Source organism: Cecembia calidifontis (genome assembly GCF_004216715.1).
Lineage (GTDB): Bacteria > Bacteroidota > Bacteroidia > Cytophagales > Cyclobacteriaceae > Cecembia_A > Cecembia_A calidifontis.
The window spans coordinates 1,759,498-1,781,520 of sequence record NZ_SGXG01000001.1; the positions used below are offsets into that span (position 1 = coordinate 1,759,498).

At 41.5% G+C, this 22,023-nt stretch carries 21 protein-coding genes; 14 read left to right on the forward strand and 7 right to left on the reverse strand.

Features of this window, described 5'->3' with window-relative positions; all coding sequences use genetic code 11:
- The first annotated feature begins 4 nt into the window (after positions 1-4).
- From BC751_RS07625 to BC751_RS07645, 5 genes are read left to right on the forward strand one after another with little or no spacing between them, the layout of a single operon-like run.
- The gene (locus BC751_RS07625) at positions 5-766 is read left to right on the forward strand and encodes an SDR family NAD(P)-dependent oxidoreductase (RefSeq protein WP_130275027.1); all 762 of its coding nucleotides are present in this window, start codon (positions 5-7) and stop codon (positions 764-766) included.
- Between the two features lie 52 nt (positions 767-818).
- Entirely contained in the window at positions 819-1,265 is a 447-nt protein-coding gene (locus tag BC751_RS07630; RefSeq protein WP_130275028.1) for a DinB family protein, read from the forward strand.
- A 6-nt stretch (positions 1,266-1,271) separates the two neighbouring features.
- Positions 1,272-1,931 carry an acetoacetate decarboxylase family protein gene (locus BC751_RS07635; protein WP_130275029.1) on the forward strand — a complete coding sequence of 220 codons (660 nt, stop codon included), beginning with the start codon at positions 1,272-1,274 and terminating at the stop codon, positions 1,929-1,931.
- A complete protein-coding gene (locus BC751_RS07640) occupies positions 1,918-2,688 on the forward strand; it encodes an SDR family NAD(P)-dependent oxidoreductase (protein ID WP_130275030.1) in 771 nt (256 codons plus the stop codon). Before BC751_RS07635 ends, BC751_RS07640 begins: the two co-directional genes overlap by 14 nt.
- Positions 2,689-2,747: 59 nt before the next feature.
- Positions 2,748-3,395 carry a hypothetical protein gene (locus tag BC751_RS07645; RefSeq protein ID WP_130275031.1) on the forward strand — a complete coding sequence of 216 codons (648 nt, stop codon included), beginning with the start codon at positions 2,748-2,750 and terminating at the stop codon, positions 3,393-3,395.
- Between the two features lie 60 nt (positions 3,396-3,455).
- Here the strand turns inward: BC751_RS07645 and BC751_RS07650 are convergent, their stop codons facing one another.
- The 3 genes from BC751_RS07650 to BC751_RS07660 are packed head-to-tail and all read right to left on the reverse strand — an operon-like array spanning position 3,456 to position 5,569.
- Positions 3,456-4,565, reverse strand: a complete 1,110-nt coding sequence (locus tag BC751_RS07650; RefSeq protein WP_130275032.1) for a hypothetical protein — start codon at positions 4,563-4,565, stop codon at positions 3,456-3,458.
- 17 nt (positions 4,566-4,582) lie between these two features.
- The gene (locus BC751_RS07655) at positions 4,583-5,026 is read right to left on the reverse strand and encodes a DUF2147 domain-containing protein (RefSeq protein WP_130275033.1); all 444 of its coding nucleotides are present in this window, start codon (positions 5,024-5,026) and stop codon (positions 4,583-4,585) included.
- 18 nt (positions 5,027-5,044) lie between these two features.
- A complete protein-coding gene (locus BC751_RS07660; protein WP_130275034.1) occupies positions 5,045-5,569 on the reverse strand; it encodes a hypothetical protein in 525 nt (174 codons plus the stop codon).
- Positions 5,570-5,894: 325 nt separating this feature from the next.
- Here BC751_RS07660 and BC751_RS07665 point away from each other — a divergent pair, with 325 nt between their 5' ends.
- From BC751_RS07665 to BC751_RS07675, 3 genes are all read left to right on the forward strand, one after another.
- Positions 5,895-7,190 (forward strand): M20/M25/M40 family metallo-hydrolase, encoded by a 1,296-nt coding sequence (locus BC751_RS07665; RefSeq protein ID WP_130275035.1) that lies wholly within the window; start codon positions 5,895-5,897, stop codon positions 7,188-7,190.
- A gap of 169 nt (positions 7,191-7,359) precedes the next feature.
- Entirely contained in the window at positions 7,360-9,138 is a 1,779-nt protein-coding gene (locus BC751_RS07670; protein ID WP_207226950.1) for an alpha-amylase family protein, read from the forward strand.
- A gap of 89 nt (positions 9,139-9,227) precedes the next feature.
- Positions 9,228-10,391 carry a homogentisate 1,2-dioxygenase gene (locus tag BC751_RS07675; protein WP_130275037.1) on the forward strand — a complete coding sequence of 388 codons (1,164 nt, stop codon included), beginning with the start codon at positions 9,228-9,230 and terminating at the stop codon, positions 10,389-10,391.
- Positions 10,392-10,521: 130 nt separating this feature from the next.
- On the opposite strand, the gene BC751_RS07680 is transcribed toward BC751_RS07675, so the two are convergent.
- Positions 10,522-10,935, reverse strand: a complete 414-nt coding sequence (locus BC751_RS07680; RefSeq protein ID WP_130275038.1) for a transposase — start codon at positions 10,933-10,935, stop codon at positions 10,522-10,524.
- A gap of 180 nt (positions 10,936-11,115) precedes the next feature.
- Positions 11,116-12,744, reverse strand: a complete 1,629-nt coding sequence (gene pafA, locus BC751_RS07685; RefSeq protein ID WP_130275039.1) for an alkaline phosphatase PafA — start codon at positions 12,742-12,744, stop codon at positions 11,116-11,118.
- 165 nt (positions 12,745-12,909) lie between these two features.
- On the opposite strand from pafA, the gene BC751_RS07690 reads away from it, so the two are divergent.
- A complete protein-coding gene (locus BC751_RS07690; protein WP_130275040.1) occupies positions 12,910-14,307 on the forward strand; it encodes an aminopeptidase P N-terminal domain-containing protein in 1,398 nt (465 codons plus the stop codon).
- A gap of 73 nt (positions 14,308-14,380) precedes the next feature.
- On the opposite strand, the gene BC751_RS07695 is transcribed toward BC751_RS07690, so the two are convergent.
- Positions 14,381-14,974: a carboxypeptidase-like regulatory domain-containing protein gene (locus BC751_RS07695; protein WP_207226951.1), complete on the reverse strand. Its 594-nt coding sequence runs from the start codon at positions 14,972-14,974 to the stop codon at positions 14,381-14,383.
- Positions 14,975-15,160: 186 nt separating this feature from the next.
- Here BC751_RS07695 and BC751_RS07700 point away from each other — a divergent pair, with 186 nt between their 5' ends.
- The 5 genes from BC751_RS07700 (at position 15,161) to BC751_RS07720 (ending at position 20,831) form a co-directional block, all read left to right on the forward strand.
- Entirely contained in the window at positions 15,161-15,544 is a 384-nt protein-coding gene (locus tag BC751_RS07700) for an ArsR/SmtB family transcription factor (protein ID WP_130275042.1), read from the forward strand.
- A gap of 7 nt (positions 15,545-15,551) precedes the next feature.
- A complete protein-coding gene (locus tag BC751_RS07705; protein WP_130275043.1) occupies positions 15,552-16,247 on the forward strand; it encodes a YjjG family noncanonical pyrimidine nucleotidase in 696 nt (231 codons plus the stop codon).
- Positions 16,248-16,357: 110 nt separating this feature from the next.
- Positions 16,358-17,992, forward strand: coding sequence for an L-glutamate gamma-semialdehyde dehydrogenase (gene pruA / locus BC751_RS07710; RefSeq protein WP_130275044.1), 1,635 nt, complete (start codon positions 16,358-16,360; stop codon positions 17,990-17,992).
- Positions 17,993-18,400: 408 nt separating this feature from the next.
- Positions 18,401-19,540, forward strand: a complete 1,140-nt coding sequence (locus tag BC751_RS07715) for a DUF4221 family protein (protein ID WP_165389812.1) — start codon at positions 18,401-18,403, stop codon at positions 19,538-19,540.
- Between the two features lie 112 nt (positions 19,541-19,652).
- Complete coding sequence (locus BC751_RS07720; RefSeq protein WP_130275045.1) at positions 19,653-20,831, forward strand: 6-bladed beta-propeller; 1,179 nt, start codon at positions 19,653-19,655, stop codon at positions 20,829-20,831.
- Between the two features lie 185 nt (positions 20,832-21,016).
- On the opposite strand, the gene ftsY is transcribed toward BC751_RS07720, so the two are convergent.
- Entirely contained in the window at positions 21,017-21,973 is a 957-nt protein-coding gene (gene ftsY, locus BC751_RS07725) for a signal recognition particle-docking protein FtsY (protein WP_130275046.1), read from the reverse strand.
- Positions 21,974-22,023: the final 50 nt, after the last annotated feature.

Sequence of the window (22,023 nt, forward strand, 5' to 3'; positions counted from 1 at the left end):
CAATATGAAAAATCATCGGAAAGTTGCATTGATTACCGGAGCCGGACAGGGGATCGGCCTGGAAATAGCCAGACAGCTCTCTTCAAATTCCCATCATGTCATAATCAATGATATTGAAAAAAGCCTGACAGATGAAGCTGTGGCGGATTTGTTGAAAACTGCTCAAGGAAAAGTTATTGGGGTATCCGGCGATTCAGGAAACCCGGATACCATTTTTGAAATGACTGGAGTGGCGGCCAGTGAATTTGGCAATTTGGACATAGCTATTGCCAATGCCGGAGTTACGCTATACGGAGATTTTCTGGAATATTCTTTTGAGGATTTTATGGAAGTCATGCGGGTCAATATGGCCGGGACTTTCTTCCTTGCCCAAGCTGCCGCCCAGATGATGAAAAAGCAGAAAGAAGGCGGTTCTCTGCTTTTTACTTCTTCGGTGACCGCCCATCAAGCACATAAAAACCTGGCAGCCTATGCCATGAGCAAGGCAGGGATTGAAATGTTGGCCAAAAATCTTGTCATTGAACTTTCGGAGTACGGCATCAATGTAAATTCAATTGCGCCAGGGGCCACACTGACCAACCGCACAGCCATGGATAAAGATTATGAAAAAACATGGTCCAGAATTACGCCTATGGGTAGACCTGCTTCAGTAAAGGATGTAGCCCATGCAGCCATATTTCTTGTTTCGGATGAAGCAAGACATATTACAGGTCAAAACCTGATCATTGACGGGGGCTGGACCAGTATAAGTCCATCACCCTATTGAGGTTTTGGGAAATGTATCATTCAATCAACAGTCAACCCAATTTAAAACCACTATGAAGGCTTTTTTTGAAGATATTTTGGAATATACCTACAGAAGTAACCATACCATGATTCTTCTGCTGGAAAAAAACGAAAAGAAAGTTTCTACAAAAGCTTTGAATACAGCAAGCCATATCTTGATTGCCCAGCAATTGTGGAACCGAAGATTGGAGGGTAAATCCAATAATTTAGGACTTTGGGATCTTTTGCAGGTAGAGAATATGGGTGAGATGAACAAAGAGTTGTATCAACAGACTTTGGTGCTGCTCCAAAAAATCCCTCTTTCACAGGTCATCAGCTATCACGATACCAAAGGGAATCCCTATACCAATACTTTCCAGGAGATCCTTTTTCATATGGTCAATCACAGTACTTACCATAGAGGACAAGTGATCGCTCAAATGAAAGAGGATGGCATAGAGGTCGAGTCCACAGATTATATTTATTGGAAAAGGAAATAATTTTTAATGCAGGTAGAAAAGCCGGACATACATTACCCTGCTCCCTGGAACCTAAAGGGGGAGGGTATCATCATGGTCTTCAATTTTAAAAAGAATTGGGTTTTGAACAGTGCTTTTTTGAGCGAGGAGCAAAAAAGTAACTTTATGGGAGGGCTTGGATATGTCATGCTGGTCAATTACCATGATTCACCGGTAGGCCCATACAAAGAACTTTTGATTATTCCCGGGAAATTCAGGCCCCATAAGCGCCAATCTATTGCCAGAATTTTTGTGGATTCTGAATTAAGTACAGAAAATGGAAGATACAACTGGGGTATTCCCAAGGAAACTACACCTATGATCTGGCTGTCAGAAAATGGTGTAGATACCATAGGAATAGGAAAAGAGGATGACCCTATCCTTTTTTGCAGGCTAAAATCTTATGGATTACCATTTCCAGCCACCACCAAATTGGTCCCCATCAAACTATTTCAGGAATTGGGAGGCAAAATTTTTCTGACCAATCCCCAAGGTTCGGGCTGGGGCAAATTGGCAAAAATTGAAACCTTAAAAGTGGATGGTGCATGGTTTCCGGACTTCAGTGGGCAGAAACCCCTCTTGTGTTTCAAAGTCAATTCTTTCCGCATGCATTTCCCTGAGTCTGTCATAAAGGATGTTGACAGGTAAAAAAATCGTCATTACAGGTGCAGCCTCCGGTATTGGCAGAGAACTGGTTCGCTTGCTTTATGGTAAAAACAATGTTCTTGCTGTGGATATTGACGAATCTGGATTAAAAGCACTCAAAGATGAATTGCCCGGAATCGAAGTTTTTCAGGTGGATTTGCTTACCAACGGAGCTGTCCAACAGGTTTTTGACCATGTTTATACAGTTTGGGAAGGCATTGATTATTATTTTGCCAATGCAGGATTTGCAAAATACGGGAGCTGGAAAGACCAAGATCAAAATACGGTTGAATCCATTTTTCGGATCAATACATGGATACCCTTGGAGACCGCCCAAATCTTAAAAAAATCCCAGAGAAAACCATTTAGGCTGGTGGTCACTGCTTCAGCAGTGGCTTATTGGGCTATTCCTGGTTACAGTGCCTACTCTGCCAGCAAAGCCGCCATGCATCAATTGGCGGAGGCCATAAGGGCAGAAGAAAAAGCCGATTGGCTGACTCTGGTTTATCCTGCTTCAACAGATACCGCCTTTTTCTCAAAAGCCGGCAAAAACATTCCGAAGGCAATTCCTGTTCAGAAAGCTGAAAGCGTGGCAATAGCTATGATCAGAGGTGCTCAAAAAGGGAAAAGGAGAATTTATCCTTCTTTTATTTTTCGGACGGTTCTTTTGGTCAATAGGATTTTCCCTTTTATCAGACCCATATATCAGTTTTTGGAAAGCAGGAAATTCCAAAAATGGATGGGTTCTCCCAACAAATAAATGTTATTTGGTAGATTTGAAATTGAGAATGCATCAAACCCACTAAACCCCAATCCAAGATGAAAATATCATTTGTAGTATTATTCCTTACTTTAGTTCTATTAGCGGCCTGTAGCAGCAAGACAGAGGAAGCAACGCTCCCAATGAAAGTGGCAAAAGCCTACGGCTTTGATAATTTTTCAAAGCTCCATACCATTGCCTATACTTGGAATGTTCAGGTAGATTCCGTTAGGATTGTTACCAGGGATTGGAAATGGAATATCAGAGAAAGGACAGTATATTATGCAGATGCAGATACCAGCTACACCTACAGCCTTGATCTTCCCCAAGACCAAAAGCCTCAGGCTGACAAGGGATTTATCAATGATAAATATTGGCTCATGTATCCCTTCCAATTGGTATGGGATTCAGGGTATACCTACGAAGTGGAAGAAAATATTCCTGCACCCATTTCAGGGAATCCAAGTACCAAAATGGTTGTGGTGTATAACAATGAAGACGGTTATACCCCAGGAGATGCCTATGATTTATACTTGGATGATCAGTTTTTTATCAAAGAATGGGTGTTTAGAAGAGGTAACGGTCCTGAGGGCAGGGCATTTACATGGGAAAATGAAAAAGAATTCAAGGGAGTGAAATTTGCAACTGAGCATAAAAATGCAGAGGGAAAACGCTTTATCTGGTTTACAGATATTCAGGTAGATTGAGGTTAAAAAAAGCCCTTGCAATACTTGAACTGCAAGGGCTTTTTAGTGCTTTTTAGCCTTTTAGAAGGTTACAAAGCTGATACCTACATTAAAGTAAGCCGCATTACCAAGACTATTGATCATCCCAAAGTCTTGTGTTCCAAAGAAGCCACGGAAAAATTCCCTGCTTCCGGATAATTCATCGGCATTGAATGTCCAATCTATTCTATAGCCCGCCTGGAAGTGGGCCCAAAAAGGTCCTGGGATTTGCTTCTGAAACTCTAATCTTGGGCGTAGTTCCCCTCTCCTGATTTCAAAACTGTTGTTTCCAAAAGAAAACTCATCAATCCTATAGCTTTGTCCTTCCAGTTCATAGCCAAATAACAGAAGTGAGTTTTTGTTGAAGTTGTAACGCCCATGAGCTCTAGCGGGGAAGAGGATTTCAGTCCCCCATTTTCTATCAGCACTGGTTACGTCATACATGACTACAGGGACATAATTCAGGTTTCCCACACGATAGGTCCTGGCCAGACCTAAGCCCCATCTTTTTCTTTCGTTGACCCGCTTTCCATACACAGCTGCCAAACTCCATCGAATGGTATTGAAAGGCTGTAAAGAAAAACCATAATTACCACTCATATCCAGTAAACCCTGGAAAATAAAGAAATTTTCCTCGGTCATCGGAACATAGAAAGTATTGGTCCAATTGAGGTTATTCAGGCCAGTCTCGTTAAGAATACTTGCCAAACCGGAAGCATTGCCATCAGCCTGGATATCACTGATGTTATATCCTACCCTCATGTAATTCAGTCCACTTTGCCAGACAATATTACTTTTTGAAATAATCGGGATACTGGAATTGAAACGGAAGCCACCTGTAAAATTTACCGTGCCTGTTTCGCTTATAGGGGCGGATTCATCCACACCCCAGCCTGTCCCCTGACTTGCAGGAAACCTGGCTGCAGAAAGGCTCATATCATAAGGCATTTGCATGTCCCAAGAGACACTCAGAAAACGGGTTGGGCTTAATCCCACAATAGTGGGTTTTGCATACCGTTTTACATTGCTGTCATCCACGAGTTCAAGCTCTTCATACATACTCCAATCCTCCTCATCATCCTCATCCTGGGCAATGGCCCATTGTGGAGATGCCAAAACAGCTAGGAACAGTAACCAATAAATATGCTTCATCTTTTTATCGAGAACCATTATTTAACTTTGAGTCTTCTCCAAGTATCAGACCTTCCAAAAGTTTTTACACCTACGTAGCCACGGATATCCAAGGTATTCTCATCCTTCCATGTAATGACTGAGCTGTAAGTGTTGCCTGTTTCAGGATCATAAATGGTGCCATCAGCCCATTCACCTTTACCTTTGTATTCAAAATCTTTTAAAATCCTGTACCCTCTCAAAGGAACATTTTTCATGCTTGCATCCGGGTTGTTGACATCTGTTTTTGGTTTTCCAGTTTCGGGATCATTGGGTTCTTTCAACCATACAATCCTGCCATAATATTTCCCGTCAATATTATCGATTTTCACCCTGGCTTTGCCATGTCCAGGCTCCCAAACACCCACGATGTCGTCCGCATTTTGTGCCCAAGCATAAGTCCCCAGAAACGATAAACTTAAGATTAAGATCAACTTTTTCATAGATATTTTGATTTAGGTTTATTTTTTGACTTCTAATTCAAACACGATATTTAAGCTGAAATTCAAATCTTCCCAAAATTCCTCTTCTTTCAGATCAAAATCTCCGACAAAAGTGATTTTCCCATCCTCAAAGGCAGAGGATAAATTTTCCTGTTTGGCGGCAAGGGAAAGCTGAAAAGGGGTACCTGCCTCAATTTTCCCTTCGTACAGTCCAATTCTGGTCATGGAGGTATTTTTGGAGGTCACTTCAAAGACCATATTTTCCAACTCAGGCAATTCATCAGCTTCTTCCAATAAAAATTCCACTTTGGTGATTTTTGCGTTTTTCAGGCTGACTTTTTCATCAGCTCCCTTTCCTAGGATATCATTCAGATTGAATTCCCAAGAAGCGGTCGCTGTATTGGCACCCTCAAAAAGGGGACCTTCTGCCGTCAAGTAAAGTTCCGGGGATGCTACACGGATAGTTTCAGTTTCTCCGGAACAGGAAACCAGCCAAAAAGCGGTAAAAAAGGCAATTAAATAAGTTGGTATACTATATTTCATAATCTGTTTGTTGATTTAAGGTACGTTAATAATAAGTTTGAGGATTCATTGATGCCATTTTGGGACACAAGCACTTGGTCATTGATTAGACGCTTTCATTAAGTTTAACTCAGAAACTATATGTTCGGTTTACAGCTTCCAAGTTTCAAATTATTGGAGGCCAAGTGGGACCTTTTTGGAATCAAGGCAACAATTATCTTTTGTTTTTGGGGTGAAATCTTTTTTGGAATTTTCCCAAAAAGAAGCAAACTTCCAAGAATTGTTCTTGAGCAATTGGATTGCAAAAAAATATTCAAAAAGTTTAAAATGAAAATAAAAAGAATTTATGATCAAGAGAAATAGTTTTATTGCTTTCTTCATTTTGCTTGCCCACAGCTTGTTTGCCCAACAATTAAGTAAAACTGAAAAGCGCTTGTTGGAAACTATTGATAAGAATTATCAGGAAACGGTAGCTTTATTAGAAGAAACTGTCAATATCAATTCAGGAACTTTTAACCTGGAAGGAGTCCGGGAAGTGGGTAAGGTGTTTGAGAGGGAATTTGCAAAAATTGGATTCCAGACTGAATGGATAATCTTGCCTGATTCATTGAGGAGAGCGGGGCACTTCGTGGCCACCAGAAAAGGGAAAAGCGGTAAAAAACTATTTTTTATTGGACACTTGGATACAGTGTTTGAAAAGGATATGCCATTTTATCCTTTCACCATGATAGATGACAATACAGCGAAAGGACAAGGCGTAAATGATATGAAAGGCGGTAATGTGATGATTTTTGCTACGTTGAAGGCACTTCATGAACTGGGTCTTTTGGAAGACAAAACAATCACTGTCTATTTCACAGGTGATGAGGAGAATGCCGGAAATCCAAGCTGGGTCAGCAGATTGGATTTTGTAGAAAGGGCCAAGCAGCATGATTATGCGTTGGGGTATGAAACGGCACAGGGTTTTAATATAGCAACTGTAGCCCGTAGGGGAGCAAGTGGCTGGACTTTAAAAACAACAGGTAGGCAGTTGCATTCTTCGGGTGTATTTAGGGAATCTGTCGGCTATGGGGCAATTTATGAGGCCGCCAGAATTCTTAACGCTTTTAGAGAAGAATTGGCGGGAGAACAATACCTGACCTTCAATCCAGGGCAGATCATTGGTGGGTCGGATATTGAGTATGATGAGATAAGTGGTGAGGGGAAAGCATTGGGAAAAACCAACATAGTAGCAAGAGAAACTTTCGTTACAGGGGATTTGAGGTTTTTGGGAGAGGCACAAAAAGAATCAGCAAGGGAAAGGATGAGAAAGATCGTTTCCCAAAATCTCCACGGTACAGCAGCTGAGATTGAATTTGAGGACGGGATTCCTTCCATGCCTCCAACCTCTGGTAACCATGCCCTGGTGGATATCCTTAACAAAGTCAGCATGGATATGGGTTTTGGGGAAGTAAAAGCCGGAGATCCTGGATCCAGGGGGGCGGGAGATATTTCTTATGTGGCTGATTACCTTGATTGTATTGATGGTTTGGGTGCATCAGGGACAGGGGCTCATTCACCTGCAGAAACTATCAATATGAAGGAGTATCCTGACCTGATCAAGAGGAGTACGCTTTTTGTTTACCGCTTGTTAAATATGTAAACAAGTCACTGCAATTGTAGAGCAAGCTGGGATTTTACTTGGCTAATCAGTATTTGATTATTTTAGGCTTATGAAAAAGAATTTGATTCATGCAGTTTGTCTATTGGCTATGATCTTCATAGTAGCCGCATGCAATGAAGAAAAAGTAGGAAAAACAGCAACAGAAACCATGTCACCATCTCAGAAAATAGTAGTTTACCAAGTTTTCACCCGACTTTTTGGCAATACAAACACCACAAATAAACCTTGGGGTACCTTGGAAGAAAACGGAGTAGGCAAATTCAATGATTTTTCCGACAAGGCGCTACAGGAGATCAGGGATTTGGGAGTTACGCATATCTGGTATACCGGTGTTCCCCATCATGCTGTCATCCGGGATTATACTGAATACGGAATAAGCAATGATGATCCGGATGTGGTAAAAGGTAGGGCTGGTTCTCCGTATGCGGTTAAGGATTATTATCAGGTCAATCCAGATCTGGCAGTGAACCCGGCAAAGAGGTTGGAAGAATTCGAAGCCTTGATTGCAAGGACCCATCGGCATGGGCTGAAAGTCATCATTGATATTGTCCCCAACCATGTGGCAAGAAGGTATGAGGGGCTCAATAATCCGGTTGGGGTAAGGGATTTTGGGGCCGATGATGATGCGACAATTGAGTACCATAGGGACAATAATTTTTACTACATACCAGGGGAGCCTTTCAAAGTGCCTACCCCCTTGGACGGATACAGGCCTCTAGGAGGTGAGCAACATCCCCTTTCTGATGGTAAGTTTGAAGAATTTCCTGCAAAATGGACAGGAAATGGTAGCCGCAACCCACAACCTCATTTTTACGATTGGTACGAAACCGTAAAAGTAAATTATGGTGTAAGGCCGGATGGAAGTAAGGATTTTCCAGAATTACCGGAAGGTTTTGATAAAAAGGGTTACCAAGCCCATTTTGATTTTTGGAAGGATAAGGATGTTCCCAATTCTTGGAAAAAGTTCAAAGATATAGCCCTTTTTTGGATCGGAAAGGGAGTGGATGGATTCAGGTATGATATGGCTGAGATGGTGCCTGTGGAGTTTTGGTCCTACATGAACTCTTCCATAAAGATGAAGAACCCCGAAGCTTTCTTGTTGGCAGAAATATACAATCCAAAAGCCTACCGGGATTATATCCACTTAGGCAAAATGGATTACCTCTATGACAAAGTGGAACTTTATGATACCCTGAAAAATATCATACAGGGCAAAGGGTCCACTGACCATATTGCCCCTATTCAAATAGGTTTGGCAGATATCGGTAAGCACATGTTGCATTTTTTGGAAAATCATGATGAACAAAGAATCGCGAGTCCTGAGTTTGCAGGTAAAGCAGAGAAGGCAAAGCCTGCAGCAGTCCTGTCAGCTACCATAGATTCTGGGCCTATGATGATTTACTTTGGGCAGGAAGTAGGAGAACCTGGGGCTGAGGATGCCGGTTTTGGCAAGCCATCCCGAACTTCCATTTTCGATTATGTCGGGGTTCCGCACCACCAACGCTGGATGAACGGGGGGAAATTTGATGGAGGGCAACTTACTGCCGAAGAGAAGGAATTGAGGGACTTTTACAAAAGGCTCCTTAATTTGGCCAAAACCAGTCCAGCTTTGGCAGGGAAGTACCAAGAAATCCATCATTACAACCGTCTGCATACCGAGTGGTACAATGATAAAGTATTCTCATTTGTCCGTTGGTCTGATGGACAGCGGCTTTTGATCGTTACTAATTTTGATAGTCAGCAGAGTTTTGGCTTCGATCTGGAATTGCCAGCCGAACTGGTGAAAATATGGGGACTGTCAGAGGGTGAATTCAGGCTTTTGGAAAAACTTTACGGATATAAACAGCCCATACTCCAGGTTGCTGGGGGAAAAGCTAAAGTGAGGGTGGATCTGAATCCTTTGGAGAGTTGGATCTTAGAGCTTTAACAGAGCTAAATTGTATGTATTTATCCAGTTGGTTCAAAAGAAAGGCACAATTGATTACATTTGTGGATATAAACCCAAATAATTAAAGCATGGCTTATTATTTCAGATTAGGAAATATCCCACCGAAAAGGCATATCCAATTCCGTCAACCGGATGGTAGCCTTTATAAGGAGGAGTTGGTGAGTTCAAAGGGATTCTCCGGCATCTATTCCAACCTCTACCATATTCATAATCCAAATAATGTATTGTCGATAGGCAAACCAACACCATATCATTGGGAGCCTGCCAAAGAACATGGATTAAAACAGACCCATTTAAAAACAGCTGGAGTTACCACCACCGGGAAAGACTACCTCAGCGCCAGAAAAATGCTGATGATGAACAATGATGTCATGATGGGCATTTGTTCCCCTGAGCAGCGGAAGATGGATTATTATTTTAAGAATGCTGATGGTGACGAACTGATCTATGTGCATGATGGTGAGGGCGTAATGTATTCCCAATTTGGCAAATTGGAAGTGCGACAGGGAGATTATATCGTCATTCCGAGGACTACCATTTACCGTTTTGAGTGGAAAGAGGAAGGCCCTTTGAGGTTGTTGATCATAGAATCCCATGGACCTATTGAAACTGTAAAAAGGTATAGAAATGAATTGGGGCAGTTATTGGAGCATTCTCCTTACTGCGAACGTGACATCCGTCCTCCAGGGGAATTGGTGACAGAGGCTGAAAAAGGAGAATACCTCGTTCAGATTAAAAAGGGAGGTATGCTACATCCTTATATTTATGGCCACAGTCCTTTGGATATCGTAGGTTGGGATGGTTTTCTTTATCCTTATGCTTTGTCCATCCATGATTTTGAACCAATCACAGGACGTATTCATCAGCCACCTCCGGTACATCAGACTTTCCAGGCCTGGGGATTTGTCATTTGTTCCTTTGTTCCGAGGTTGTTTGACTACCATCCATTGGCCATACCTGCGCCTTATAACCACAGCAATATCGATTCCGATGAGGTCCTTTATTATGCTGAGGGAGAATTTATGTCCAGAAAAGGAATTGATAGGGGGTCATTTACCATCCATATGGGAGGGCTTCCGCATGGACCACACCCAGGAACTGTTGAGAAATCCATAGGGGCAAAGGAAACACATGAATTGGCAGTGATGCTTGATACCTTCCGGCCGCTATATGTAACCACCCAAGGATTGGATTTTGTCGATCCGGATTATCCGATGAGCTGGAAGGAATAATTTCAACTTTAAAGATGTTATGGGTAGGTCTTTGGAGTACGGTGTAAAGATTCTTGGAATTGGGTACTGGATTCCAAAGGCTTATTTTTTTAAGATGGGATATCAGGTTTTTTCCTTGCATCAATTGAAGTCAAAGGCCTAAAAACTTCAATTCTTCTTTAAAGCTCATTTCCTTATGTTTCAGGTTTTGTCTTTGGATAACAGATCTTTCTGTAGTCAGTCTATTGATACTGACAGAATGGGCATGATAGTCTTTTTCCCATTGAAAGTTACTGTTGACCAGCTCATTTTTTCTCATTTTCGATTGGATAAAAGTCTGAAGGTGTGATACCAATCCATTAAGTGACATGTCTTCAGGTAGTTTTAAAAGTATATGGATATGCTCTGGTAATACGGCAAAGCTGACAGCGTTATTACTGTGCTCACTTGCAAATTCTTCTATGGCTTCACCTATGCATTTGGCTTCAGGATTACCAAATATAGGAATTTGGTTTTTGGTGCTTAAGACCAAATGCATCCATATTTCAGAATGTGAGTGTTTCATTTCCGTAAATCATCTGCTTAAAAATAGAAATAAAAAATATTTTCTGAAAATTCATCGCTAGGTTATTTGAAAATTTCGAATCATAAAATTCAAGCTACGCAAAAAACAAGTTTGAAATATTATACCAAAAAAAGAATCCTTTAATTTCGATACGATTGAAGGATTCAATTTGGGGTATTTTTATTGGAGCACTTCCAATATCGGTTGACCAGTTGCGCCATTAGGAAGGCGAATATTCAGCAACATGGATAAGGTAGGTGCTATATCTGTGATGGTTACATATCTTGAACTTTCTCCCTTTGGAATATGCCAGCCCATAAAAATAATGGGGACATGGGTGTCGTAAGTATAGCCCGTGCCGTGGGTAGTTCCCCTCCAGGAGCTTGTCAACCAGGCCGGTTCCAAAATTAAAAGTAGGTCTCCCGAAGCCTTATGGTTGTATCCCATTTGTAAGAGGTGCTTCTTACCTGTTTGGTAATCCATTCTCCTCATATCCGTAGCAGTATAGACCTCTTTAATGCCATCAAAACGGAGTAGAAAGTCTGCCAATTCCCTTTGGATTTTTTCTATGCTGATGCCTTTTTCTTTTGCAAGCTCATGATTGATGAAAACCTGCTCATTGGAGAAATTGCTGATCCAGTTTCCCTCTCCATAATTCAACACACAGAAGCCCCTCATTTGGGTAAGGATAAAGCGGGAATTGAAGTTGCCCGCCGGTACATTTTCGCTCAGCATATATTCCACAATATCTGCTACGGCATGATCGGCAGTCAGAAAAATGAGATACTCTCCTTTTCCATATTCTTTGTCCAGATAATTGAAAAATTGCTCCAGTTCCCGGTCCAGCCTCAGGTAGTTATCTTCCAATTCGACAGAGGTAGGTCCAAAACGGTGGCCAATATAATCAGGTGAGGAAAAACTGATGGCAAGTAGGTCTGTTTCCCCTCTTTTCCCCAATTTTTCTCCTTCAATGGCTGCGTAGGCCATGTCCAAAGTGAGGGAATTGCCAAAAGGGGTTGAGGCAATTAATCCAAAATTGTCATTGTTTTCCATTAAGGAAGGAAGGTCATAAGGGAACGTAGTGGTTTCCATACCAATAAACGGCCCTTCAAAATCATTGTCATCTGCTATACTTTGCACATAAGTTTCTATGGGGAAGAGCGTTTCCCATTTACCCGAAAGGTATTTTTTGGCTAAATTTCTTTTGTTGAAATCCTTTACCCATTGTGGAAGTTCTTGGTAATAATAGGTTGAGGTCATAAATTCCCCGGTTTTGCTGTCAAACCAATAGGCATCACCCATATGGCCTGCAGGTAAAGAAGCTCCTCTGTCTTTTATGGCAATTCCAACGACTTTAGATCTTTTATTGCTGGAGAATCTCAGTTCGTCTGAAATGGTCGTGGAATACATGTTCCGTGGAGAAATTTTCCCATTTTCTTCCGAGCCTCCCACAGCCTGCACAGTACTGTCCTCTGCACAGTAGATCATTCTTCCCAGATTGCGGACATACCAGTTGTTGGCAATGATGCCATGTGTTGCAGGTGTAGTTCCTGTGTACACAGAGGCATGACCTGGACCAGTATAGGTTGGAATGTAATTGTAATGGGCGTTTTTCATCATGAAACCTTCTTTCATGAGTCTCTTGAAGCCTCCATCGGAATATCTTTCTTCAAATTTGTAAAAATATTCCTGTCTCATTTGGTCTACCACAATACCCACCACCAATTTTGGTTTTTTGGCAGGAGGATTTTGAGCTATAGAAGGCAGAGAAATAAATAAGAGGAAAATGATGGAGATGTGTTTTATCATGACTTTTTAAAATCGAAATCTTACAAATATAGAGAAACGGTAAGCCTCTATGGCCATTTATGGGATAAATGTCGTTAATCCGTACATTACCTGACTTACAATTATTTGTTTGGTGCATGTTTTTCCCCTGCAGATAGTATATTTCATCGTCGAAAATTAAATCCTATGAGAAATTGTGTTCAGTTATTATTGATTTTATTTCTTCTTCCCCTAAGCCTTGTTATTCATGCTCAATCTTATTTTGCAGACGGATTAAGTGCGGATTTTCACAAAGATAGAAGGGAAGCCCTGAGAAAAACTATGCCTGAAAACAGTGCGGCTGTATTTTTCAACAACCCGATGAAAAACAGGTCAAATGATACCGAATTTCAATATAGGCCCAACTCTGACTTTTACTACCTTACAGGTTTCAGGGAGCCTAATGCTGCCTTGATTATTTTTAAAAATCCACAGCTTGTGGAGGGTAAACAGGTCAATGAAATTATCTACGTACAGCCCAGAGATCCCAGGAAAGAACAATGGGACGGAGAAAGGTTGGGTATTGAAGGGGTAAAAGAGAAGTTGGGTTTTGAAATGGTTTTTCTAAATTCAGACTTTTTGAAGAAGCCGGGAGTTGACTGGTCCAAAGTCCATCCTCTGCTTTCTTTCAATCTGGGTGAGATAGAAGGCGGCGCTTACAATGCTCCTTTGAAGGAGATGGTTGCCAGCTTAAGAGCCTTCAGTTTAAATAAAGAAGCCCCAAGTTCCCCTAGCCTTGACCAGCTGATGAATCAACTCCGGGTAAAAAAGACCGCGGAGGAGTTGGTCGTATTGAGGAGGGCAGTGGAAATTTCGGGTAAGGCACATATAGAGGCATTCAAATCTGTGCAACCTGGAGTTTCAGAAAGAGCTATACAAGGAGTGCATGAGTTTGTTCACAAAGCGTTGGGTGCTGAAAGTGTGGGCTACAGTTCAATTGTAGGCGCGAGGAACAACTCTACCATTCTTCATTATGTGGACAATTATAGGACCGGTCTTCAGGATGGTTTGATTCTGATGGACGTTGGGGCTGAATTCAGAGGCTACTCCGGCGATATTACAAGGACAGTGCCTGTGAAAGGAAAGTTTTCACCAGAAGAAAAGGCTATTTATGAAATTGTTCTGGAAGCTTTGGAAGCAGGAATTGCTGCCTGTCAGCCGGGGTCTGATTTTCAAAAAGTTAATGCGGCATCCCGCAAAGTAATAGATGAAGGTTTGGTTGAGCTTGGTTTGGTCAAGCCTGGGGAGCGGCATCCCTACTTTCCACATGGTATTGGGCATCATTTGGGCCTGGATGTTCATGATAGAGGGGGATATGGAAAATTGGAGCCCGGAATGGTCCTGACCGTAGAGCCCGGAATTTATATTCCCGAAGGAAGTCCTGTTGATTCCAAGTGGTGGGGCATTGGAGTCCGGATTGAGGATAATATTTTAATTACAGAAGCTGGTCATGAAAATCTGAGTGCTTTTGTCCCCAAGACTGTAGAGGAAATTGAAACAGTGATGAAAGAGGAAGGGATTCTTCAAAAGTTGGGTTTGGATTGATTTGGGAGCCATTATCCTGAAAATTTTCAAAGAAAAAGAGGCTGTCTCATCAATGCAGACAGCCTCTTTTTAGTTAATCTTTTTTCTTCAGGTCTCCCCGCTTAATGGATTGGATAAATCTGGACCAGGCAAATGGGTCAAGAAGGGTGAATGGTCTTGGGCCATATCGGTCCTGGATTTGCATTACCCTGCCTTGCTGGAAATAGCGCCAGTTTTCATTACCTGAGGCGGGCATGGCTTCCGCATAGCGCAATAAGGTCTCAGGACTTAGGTTGCCTCTTGTATCGATGGCCATGGGAGCTTCATAGTTCATCGCCAGTAACTGTCTTTTTAACTCTTCTTCTGAAGGGAAAGGCATGACTTCGATTTCAGACAGGGCAATTTCATCCAACTGCATGGTCACAATAAGGCTGATGTCGCCCGTGGTGTTATCCGGAACTTTAAAAGTCTGTCTTTTGAGACCGATAAAACTGAATACGACGGAATCACCCTCAAGGACAGGCATAGAAAAATATCCATACCTTCCAGAGGTAGTTCCCCTTCCCTTTTTCGGAACATAGATGTTTACACCAGGGACAGCATCGGTGCTATCTGCATTGAGGATGATTCCGGAGAGTTGGATTACTTTTCTTTCTTTATCCTGGGCAAAAACTTCCTGTTTCCCCATGAAAAGGAAAAAAGCAATAAGCAAAAGGAGTATATAAGGTAATCTTAATTTCAAAGCAATCGAATTATAAGTCACGGGTATGGCTTTCAGCCCTTGGAATTAGTCTTTCTAATTTCGCTATAATATTAGCCTATTTTGCTGTGATTTGCTTAATTTCAAGCCGTTTTTATTCGTTAAAATTACTAAATGAGGCTCAAAAATATAAGCTTAAGTTATGGGATGCGCATCTTCAAGGCCTTGTCAGAAGAGCCAAGAGTCCGCATTTTACATCTTTTGTTACAAAATAAGGAGCTTTCTATCTCAGACCTGGAGCATATCTTGGATTTTACCCAGACCAAGACAAGCCGGCATTTGGGTTATCTGAAAAATGCCGGTTTGGTGGGCAGCAGGAGAGTGGACCAGTGGATTTTTTATTATATCCTCGATGAGGCACAGGAGATAATACAGCAGATTTTTAAGTTTATCCAAAAAGATGTGAACCTCATTCGCGACCAAGAGGTTTACAATATATTGCATTCCAACAGGGAATTGGCAAAAAATAAAATAGAGAACAATCCTTATCGCAAATAAATTACCTTTGAAAACTTACCAACACCTTTTCTTTGACCTGGACCATACCTTGTGGGATTATGACAGGAACGTACAGGAATCCCTCACAGAGTTACATGATGTTTATCAATTGGTGAACAGAGGGATTGACAGTCCAGAAAAATTTATCGAGTCTTTTTATAATGTCAATTTTAAACTTTGGGCTTTATACGATATTGGTAAAATAGACAAGGATTCCCTCAGAGAGAAAAGGTTCAAGCTGGTTTTTGAAAATGCCGGAGCGGACCCCGATTTAGTTCCCAAGCTTATGGAAGAGGATTTTATGCACCGGACTTCTTCCAAGCCACATGTATTGCCCTATACATTTGAAATTTTGGAGTATCTCCGGCCCAATTATGGCTTACATATCATTTCCAATGGTTTCAATGAAAGTCAGGCCAAAAAAATGGAGGCTTCAGGTCTTACTCCTTATTTTGATCTGGTCATTACCTCGGAGACTACGGGGCATAAAAAGCCTGATCCGAGAATTTTCCAATATGCCCTGGACAAGTTGGGAATAAAAAACACAGAGACGATCATGATAGGGGATAATCCCAATTCAGACATTCTGGGTGCTATCAGGGCCAATATTGATAATGTCTATTTTGACCCCCATCAGAAAGGGATAGAACATCAACCCACTTATACCATCAGACATCTGAAAGAATTGGAGGGACTATTGTAAGCAAAAATCAAGTTATGAAAATAGGCGGTTAGGGAATCAATCCAAGTCTCTGCATTTCCAAACCATAGTCCTTATATTTGTTTGTCAGAACCAAATAAACTCAAATACTTATGTTGAAAGGATTTTTCAATGTGCCTACCCCGCACAATGAACCCGTAAAAAGTTATGCGCCCGGCTCACCGGAAAGGAAAGAGTTGCAGGCCAAAATTCAAGAGCTCAGAGCACAGCAGATAGATGTGCCTATGTATATCGGTTCGGAAGAGGTAAGGACAGGCAATAAAAAGCCCATGTCCCCTCCGCATGACCACCAACATATCCTTGGCTATTTTCATGAGGGAGACGCCTCCCATGTCGAGCAGGCCATCAATGCCGCATTAGGAGCCAAGCATGCCTGGGAAAATATGGAGTGGGAACAAAGGGCTGCCATTTTCCTGAAAGCTGCTGACCTGATTGCCGGTCCGTACAGGGCGAAATTAAATGCCGCCACCATGCTGGGGCAGTCAAAAAATGCTTTTCAGGCCGAGATTGATTCTGCCTGTGAAATCATAGATTTCCTTCGCTTCAATGTGAAGTACATGACAGAAATTTACCAGCAGCAGCCACCTGTATCAGGTAATGGTGTCTGGAACAGGGTCGAACAAAGACCTTTGGAAGGTTTTGTTTTTGCTTTGACACCCTTCAATTTTACAGCCATAGCCGGTAACTTGCCTACTTCTGCTGCGATGATGGGCAACACGGTAGTATGGAAGCCCGCCTACACCCAAATCTATTCTGCGAATGTCCTGATGGAGATATTTAAAGAAGCCGGGGTGCCGGATGGCGTGATCAACTTGGTCTATGTAGATGGACCAACTGCAGGAAATATCATTTTCAATCATCCTGATTTTGCCGGAATCCATTTCACAGGGTCCACGGGGGTGTTCCAACATATTTGGAAAACTATTGGAGAAAATATTTACAAGTACAAGTCCTATCCAAGAATTGTAGGGGAAACAGGAGGCAAGGACTTTGTAATTGCCCACAAGTCGGCCAATCCTAAAGCTGTAGCCGTTGGACTTTCGAGAGGAGCTTTCGAATACCAGGGCCAAAAATGTTCAGCTGCTTCCCGAGCTTACATCCCAAGCAACCTTTGGGAGGATGTGAAGAAATACCTTTTGGAAGATCTTGCTTCCATGAAGATGGGCGGGACCGAAGATTTCACCAATTTCATCAATGCCGTAATCGATGAGAAGGCATTCGATAAAATCTCCAGGTACATTGACAATGCCAAGAAAGCAGAAGGGGTTGAAATCATTGCTGGAGGTAATTATGACAAATCCAAAGGCTATTTTATCGAGCCAACAGTAATAGTGACTAAAGATCCGATGTACACGACCATGTGTGAAGAGATTTTTGGTCCGGTCTTGACCATTTATGTGTACCACGAGAACCATTTTGAGGAAGCGCTTGAGCTGGTGGATCAGACTTCTCCCTATGCCTTGACAGGTGCTGTGTTCTCAACAGACCGTTATGCCATAGAGTTGGCTACCAAAAAATTGAGAAATGCAGCAGGTAATTTCTACATCAATGACAAGCCCACCGGTGCGGTTGTAGGTCAGCAGCCTTTTGGTGGAGCCAGAGCTTCAGGTACCAATGACAAGGCCGGTTCTATGATCAACCTGCTCCGTTGGGTATCTCCAAGGACGATCAAAGAAACCTTTGTGTCCCCATTGGATTACAGGTATCCGTTTTTGGGGAAAGATTGAGCGTATTCATTGAACCAGGTACCAAATACAATGTACTAAGTATAAAGAGTCGAGAAGCGAGAGATTAGACTTGATTCTTCTTAGAAGGGAGATTTCTTTAATAGAGACAAGAATCAAGAATCAAGAGCCAAGAAGCAGGAATCAAGAGGTAAGACCCGTTTGGCCGTGGGACTTTATGGGGCAGTATAGGTCAAGAGATTAAACTGCTCTTTTGTTTAAAGTATTGCTTCTCTTGTCTTGAGTCTTAAGTCTTACCTATAAAGACAAAAATATCTGATATGCTGGCAAGTTTGTCGGTTGGGCCTTCGGGGTTACAAAAACCCTGAAGGTCTTTTTTTTTCAGGTGATCGGATCTAAATTCAGCTATCCAACCTTGCAATTTTAAAGTCTCGCTTTAATTTTACAAGGATGAATATTTTACCTTACTATTTTAAAATCATAAAAATTACAAGCACATTTTTATTGGGATTAATCCTTTTGTTCTCTTGTACAGATTCCAAGAAGGCAGCCACTTTTATTGAAAGGGATCTGGCCGATTTCATCGTAGATACTTTATATCTGGAAAAGGATACCCTCACCAGAAGTCTTCCCGATGAGTTTACCTACTTGGAACAAAACGGTAAAAGGTATTTGTTCGGCTACTCCCGATTAAGGTTATACCAGTATGAGTACACCACAGGAAAATTGCTAAAAACTGTTTATTTTGACAGGGAAGGGCCTGATGGGATTGGGTCCTTTGTTTCGGGGAGTCTGATAACTGAGGACGGGATATTTTTTATTTCCGACCAAAAACATATCGTTCACACTGGTTTTGATGGGAAAGTCTTGGGAAGATATCCATTGCCTGAGGTTCCTGAGGAAAGATTAGCAGTCAACTTCAGTGCGGTCAATGGAAATAAGATGAGCTATGATAAGGAAAAGAAGCAGTTGATTTTGGCTGATGTTCCTTTTGTGCTGAAAGAGCCGAATATGGGCTATGAAAATTGGGTTTGGAGGTATGACTTGGGTAAAAGAAGTGCAGAACCTATCCCTTTCAAATACCCGGAAATATATAGGCAGCATTATGACGATCCCGAACTGGGGATCTATTCCCACACATTCCTTGATTTCAAAAATCTCCATGTGGTCAGCTTTCCTGTGACGGATTCCTTATTGGTAATTGACAGGAAAAGTGCCAAATGGGTAGGTTCTAAAAGTGCAACACCATTGATCTTTCAAAAAGGAACAACCATTCAGCAGGGTGAATACATGGTTTTTTCACCCAGCATGGAGACGAGCAGGTACAAATGGACTTTTTTGGAACCAAATTCCCAATTACTATTTCGGTATGTGGACATTCAAACCAAGGTTCTTGAGGAAGGGGAAATTGTCAACAGAAGCAGTTTTATCTTGCATAATCTTGATTTTGAAACAATTGGCGAATTGTTTTTTGACAACCGACAGATCGCGCCCTCAGGATTTGCAACTCCGAACGGGTATTTTTTCAAGCTACTCAACCCGGATTCAGATGACAGTGAAGCTTATATCAAGGTGGGTTTGAATTTTTGAGTCTTACCATAGGATGAATTTATCAATGCCATAATTTTTTTAAATTAAATTTTAGTTGGAGTTATGTTGTGATGCGTTTATTTTTAGTTATCCAAATCGAATCTGACTGTTTATGAATTTCAAAAAGTTAATTTTGATTACAGCTGTGGGCACTTGCTTTTTAGGCTTAAACTCATGCGGTGAAAATACAGCTACCCAACAGCTGCCTGAACTGAAAATCACTCCAAAAGATATCCTTACTTTCGACCAAATTGCTTCGGAAGTGGAATTTATTCCTATGATTATCCCGAAAGAATCACCATTGAAGTTGCTTCCATTTGATCCTGTTTTGTTCATCAGTGATAAGATTTATTTTTCTACAGGTGATTATAATGATGCTTCTGTACATGTTTTTGATCTTGATGGTCAATATCAAAGAAGTTTTAACAAACAAGGAGGAGGCCCAGGAGAATACAAGGAACTATCCGCTTTAGAGGTATGGGGCGATGACTTGGTGGTTTGGGATGGATTTGGAACTTTTTACCAATATGGTTTAGAGGATTTCTCTTTTGTCAAGACAAGTAAGGTTTCAGAAAGGAAGTATATACCCGATTATCAAAAATTGGACGATAATAAATGGATTTTGGTATATGATATTGAAGATTTGGACCAAGAAGGATATTATCCTGTATTCCATCTTTATGATTTTGCTACCAATAGTGTGCAGCCCTTATCCATTAAAGCTCCTGCATTGACGAGTGAGCTTACCGAAGGGATGATTGCCAAAATAGAAGGGGAATCATACCTTCTGAATTTTGGAGCCTCCGATACATTGTTTAGATTCAAAAATGGGAAGGTCATGCCTTGGGTCAAGCTCAATCTTGATAACAATAACCTTCCTGAAAATTATAAACACCAGCCTGAAGAAACTATTGAGAATCTTTTAATGGAGCAGCGGTATAATTTCAATACAGGGGCAATCCTTGCAGCGGGAAACACTATCAGGATATCTGTTTTTGGGTTAAAAAAAGTGCAGGATTTTGATCCCGATAATGTAGGTAGTTTTCCCATATATGATGTCTATGTCAACTATCCCAATACCGAAGTCAAAGTGTCGCGGGCGTTTGGCAATTTCGGTGGAAAAGGCTTCGCTAAAGACGACTATTTTTATGAGTGGCTTTATGCTGAATATTTTATGGCCTACCTCGAAAGTGGTTTCTTTGGAAAATTTACAGTTGATTTGGAAAATGCAATGGAGAAATTGGTGGATCAGGAAGATCCGATTTTAGTAAAATATAAAGTGCGTTTTTAAGAATGAATCTTAAGCAAAGCTTTCAAATATTCGGTTTTTCTCCTATCAATATGTATAGCTAGGGAAAACATCCATTTCATACAGGTCCAATTGTAAATGAAAATCAATATACTGATCTTAAAACAGCTGGCAATATTTGAAAAAAAATGCCCGATAAAAAATCGGGCGAACTGAATAAGTTTTTCTTATTTCTTTTTGAAAAGCGAATCCACAAATTCTTTTCTGTTAAAAACCTGCAAATCTGTCATTTTTTCGCCCACACCGATATATTTCACGGGGATTTTGAACTGATCGGAAATACCGATCACTACTCCCCCTTTGGCTGTACCATCCAGTTTGGTGATAGCGAGCGCGGTTACTTCTGTGGCTTTAGTAAATTCCTTGGCCTGTATAAAGGCGTTTTGGCCGGTTGAGCCATCCAATACCAAGAGGATCTCATGGGGAGCATCTTCGATGAATTTCTGCATGACCCTTTTGATTTTGGTCAGTTCATTCATGAGGTTGACTTTGGTGTGCAGACGGCCTGCTGTATCTACAATCACTACATCGGAATTGGTCTCTACCCCTTGTTTTACCGCATCAAAAGCAACAGAAGCGGGATCTGTATTCATGCCATGAGAAACTACCGGAACTCCAACCCTTTCTCCCCAGAGGATGAGCTGATCTACTGCGGCAGCTCTAAAGGTGTCTGCAGCACCCAAAACCACGGACTTTCCTGCTTGCTTGAACTGATGGGCCAATTTGCCGATGGTAGTGGTTTTTCCCACGCCATTCACACCCACGACCATAATCACATAAGGTTTTTTGTCAGCATGAAGGTCAAAATCTGAAAGGTCCTGGCTTTGGTTTTCTTCCAAAAGCCCCATGATTTCTTCTCTTAGAATTTGGTCCAGCTCAGAAGTGTTCAGGTATTTGTCTTTGGCTACCCGTTCTTCTATCCTTCGGATGATCTTGATAGTAGTATCTACCCCTACATCAGAGGTGATGAGGATTTCTTCCAGTTCATCCAATATCTCATCATCGACCTTGGATTTGCCGACTACTGCTTTACTGAGTTTTGAAAAAATATTCTCGCTGGATTTTTGAAGTCCCTGATCCAGACTTTCTTTTTTTTCCTTCGAAAAGAAACCGAAAATTCCCATGTTTTTTGAATTTAGAGTCCGAATATAATGAAAAAAAGTCCCTTCATAGC

Excerpts from the sequence above, each read along its gene's own strand:
- BC751_RS07625 (WP_130275027.1), top strand. The coding sequence starts at position 5 with ATGAAAAATCATCGGAAAGTTGCATTGATTACCGGAGCCGGACAGGGG.
- BC751_RS07630 (WP_130275028.1), top strand. The coding sequence starts at position 819 with ATGAAGGCTTTTTTTGAAGATATTTTGGAATATACCTACAGAAGTAAC.
- BC751_RS07635 (WP_130275029.1), top strand. The coding sequence starts at position 1,272 with ATGCAGGTAGAAAAGCCGGACATACATTACCCTGCTCCCTGGAACCTA.
- BC751_RS07640 (WP_130275030.1), top strand. The coding sequence starts at position 1,918 with ATGTTGACAGGTAAAAAAATCGTCATTACAGGTGCAGCCTCCGGTATT.
- BC751_RS07645 (WP_130275031.1), top strand. The coding sequence starts at position 2,748 with ATGAAAATATCATTTGTAGTATTATTCCTTACTTTAGTTCTATTAGCG.
- BC751_RS07650 (WP_130275032.1), bottom strand. The coding sequence starts at position 4,565 with ATGAAGCATATTTATTGGTTACTGTTCCTAGCTGTTTTGGCATCTCCA.
- BC751_RS07655 (WP_130275033.1), bottom strand. The coding sequence starts at position 5,026 with ATGAAAAAGTTGATCTTAATCTTAAGTTTATCGTTTCTGGGGACTTAT.
- BC751_RS07660 (WP_130275034.1), bottom strand. The coding sequence starts at position 5,569 with ATGAAATATAGTATACCAACTTATTTAATTGCCTTTTTTACCGCTTTT.
- BC751_RS07665 (WP_130275035.1), top strand. The coding sequence starts at position 5,895 with ATGATCAAGAGAAATAGTTTTATTGCTTTCTTCATTTTGCTTGCCCAC.
- BC751_RS07670 (WP_207226950.1), top strand. The coding sequence starts at position 7,360 with ATGTCACCATCTCAGAAAATAGTAGTTTACCAAGTTTTCACCCGACTT.
- BC751_RS07675 (WP_130275037.1), top strand. The coding sequence starts at position 9,228 with ATGGCTTATTATTTCAGATTAGGAAATATCCCACCGAAAAGGCATATC.
- BC751_RS07680 (WP_130275038.1), bottom strand. The coding sequence starts at position 10,935 with ATGAAACACTCACATTCTGAAATATGGATGCATTTGGTCTTAAGCACC.
- pafA (WP_130275039.1), bottom strand. The coding sequence starts at position 12,744 with ATGATAAAACACATCTCCATCATTTTCCTCTTATTTATTTCTCTGCCT.
- BC751_RS07690 (WP_130275040.1), top strand. The coding sequence starts at position 12,910 with ATGAGAAATTGTGTTCAGTTATTATTGATTTTATTTCTTCTTCCCCTA.
- BC751_RS07695 (WP_207226951.1), bottom strand. The coding sequence starts at position 14,974 with ATGGGGAAACAGGAAGTTTTTGCCCAGGATAAAGAAAGAAAAGTAATC.
- BC751_RS07700 (WP_130275042.1), top strand. The coding sequence starts at position 15,161 with ATGAGGCTCAAAAATATAAGCTTAAGTTATGGGATGCGCATCTTCAAG.
- pruA (WP_130275044.1), top strand. The coding sequence starts at position 16,358 with ATGTTGAAAGGATTTTTCAATGTGCCTACCCCGCACAATGAACCCGTA.
- BC751_RS07715 (WP_165389812.1), top strand. The coding sequence starts at position 18,401 with ATGAATATTTTACCTTACTATTTTAAAATCATAAAAATTACAAGCACA.
- BC751_RS07720 (WP_130275045.1), top strand. The coding sequence starts at position 19,653 with ATGAATTTCAAAAAGTTAATTTTGATTACAGCTGTGGGCACTTGCTTT.
- ftsY (WP_130275046.1), bottom strand. The coding sequence starts at position 21,973 with ATGGGAATTTTCGGTTTCTTTTCGAAGGAAAAAAAAGAAAGTCTGGAT.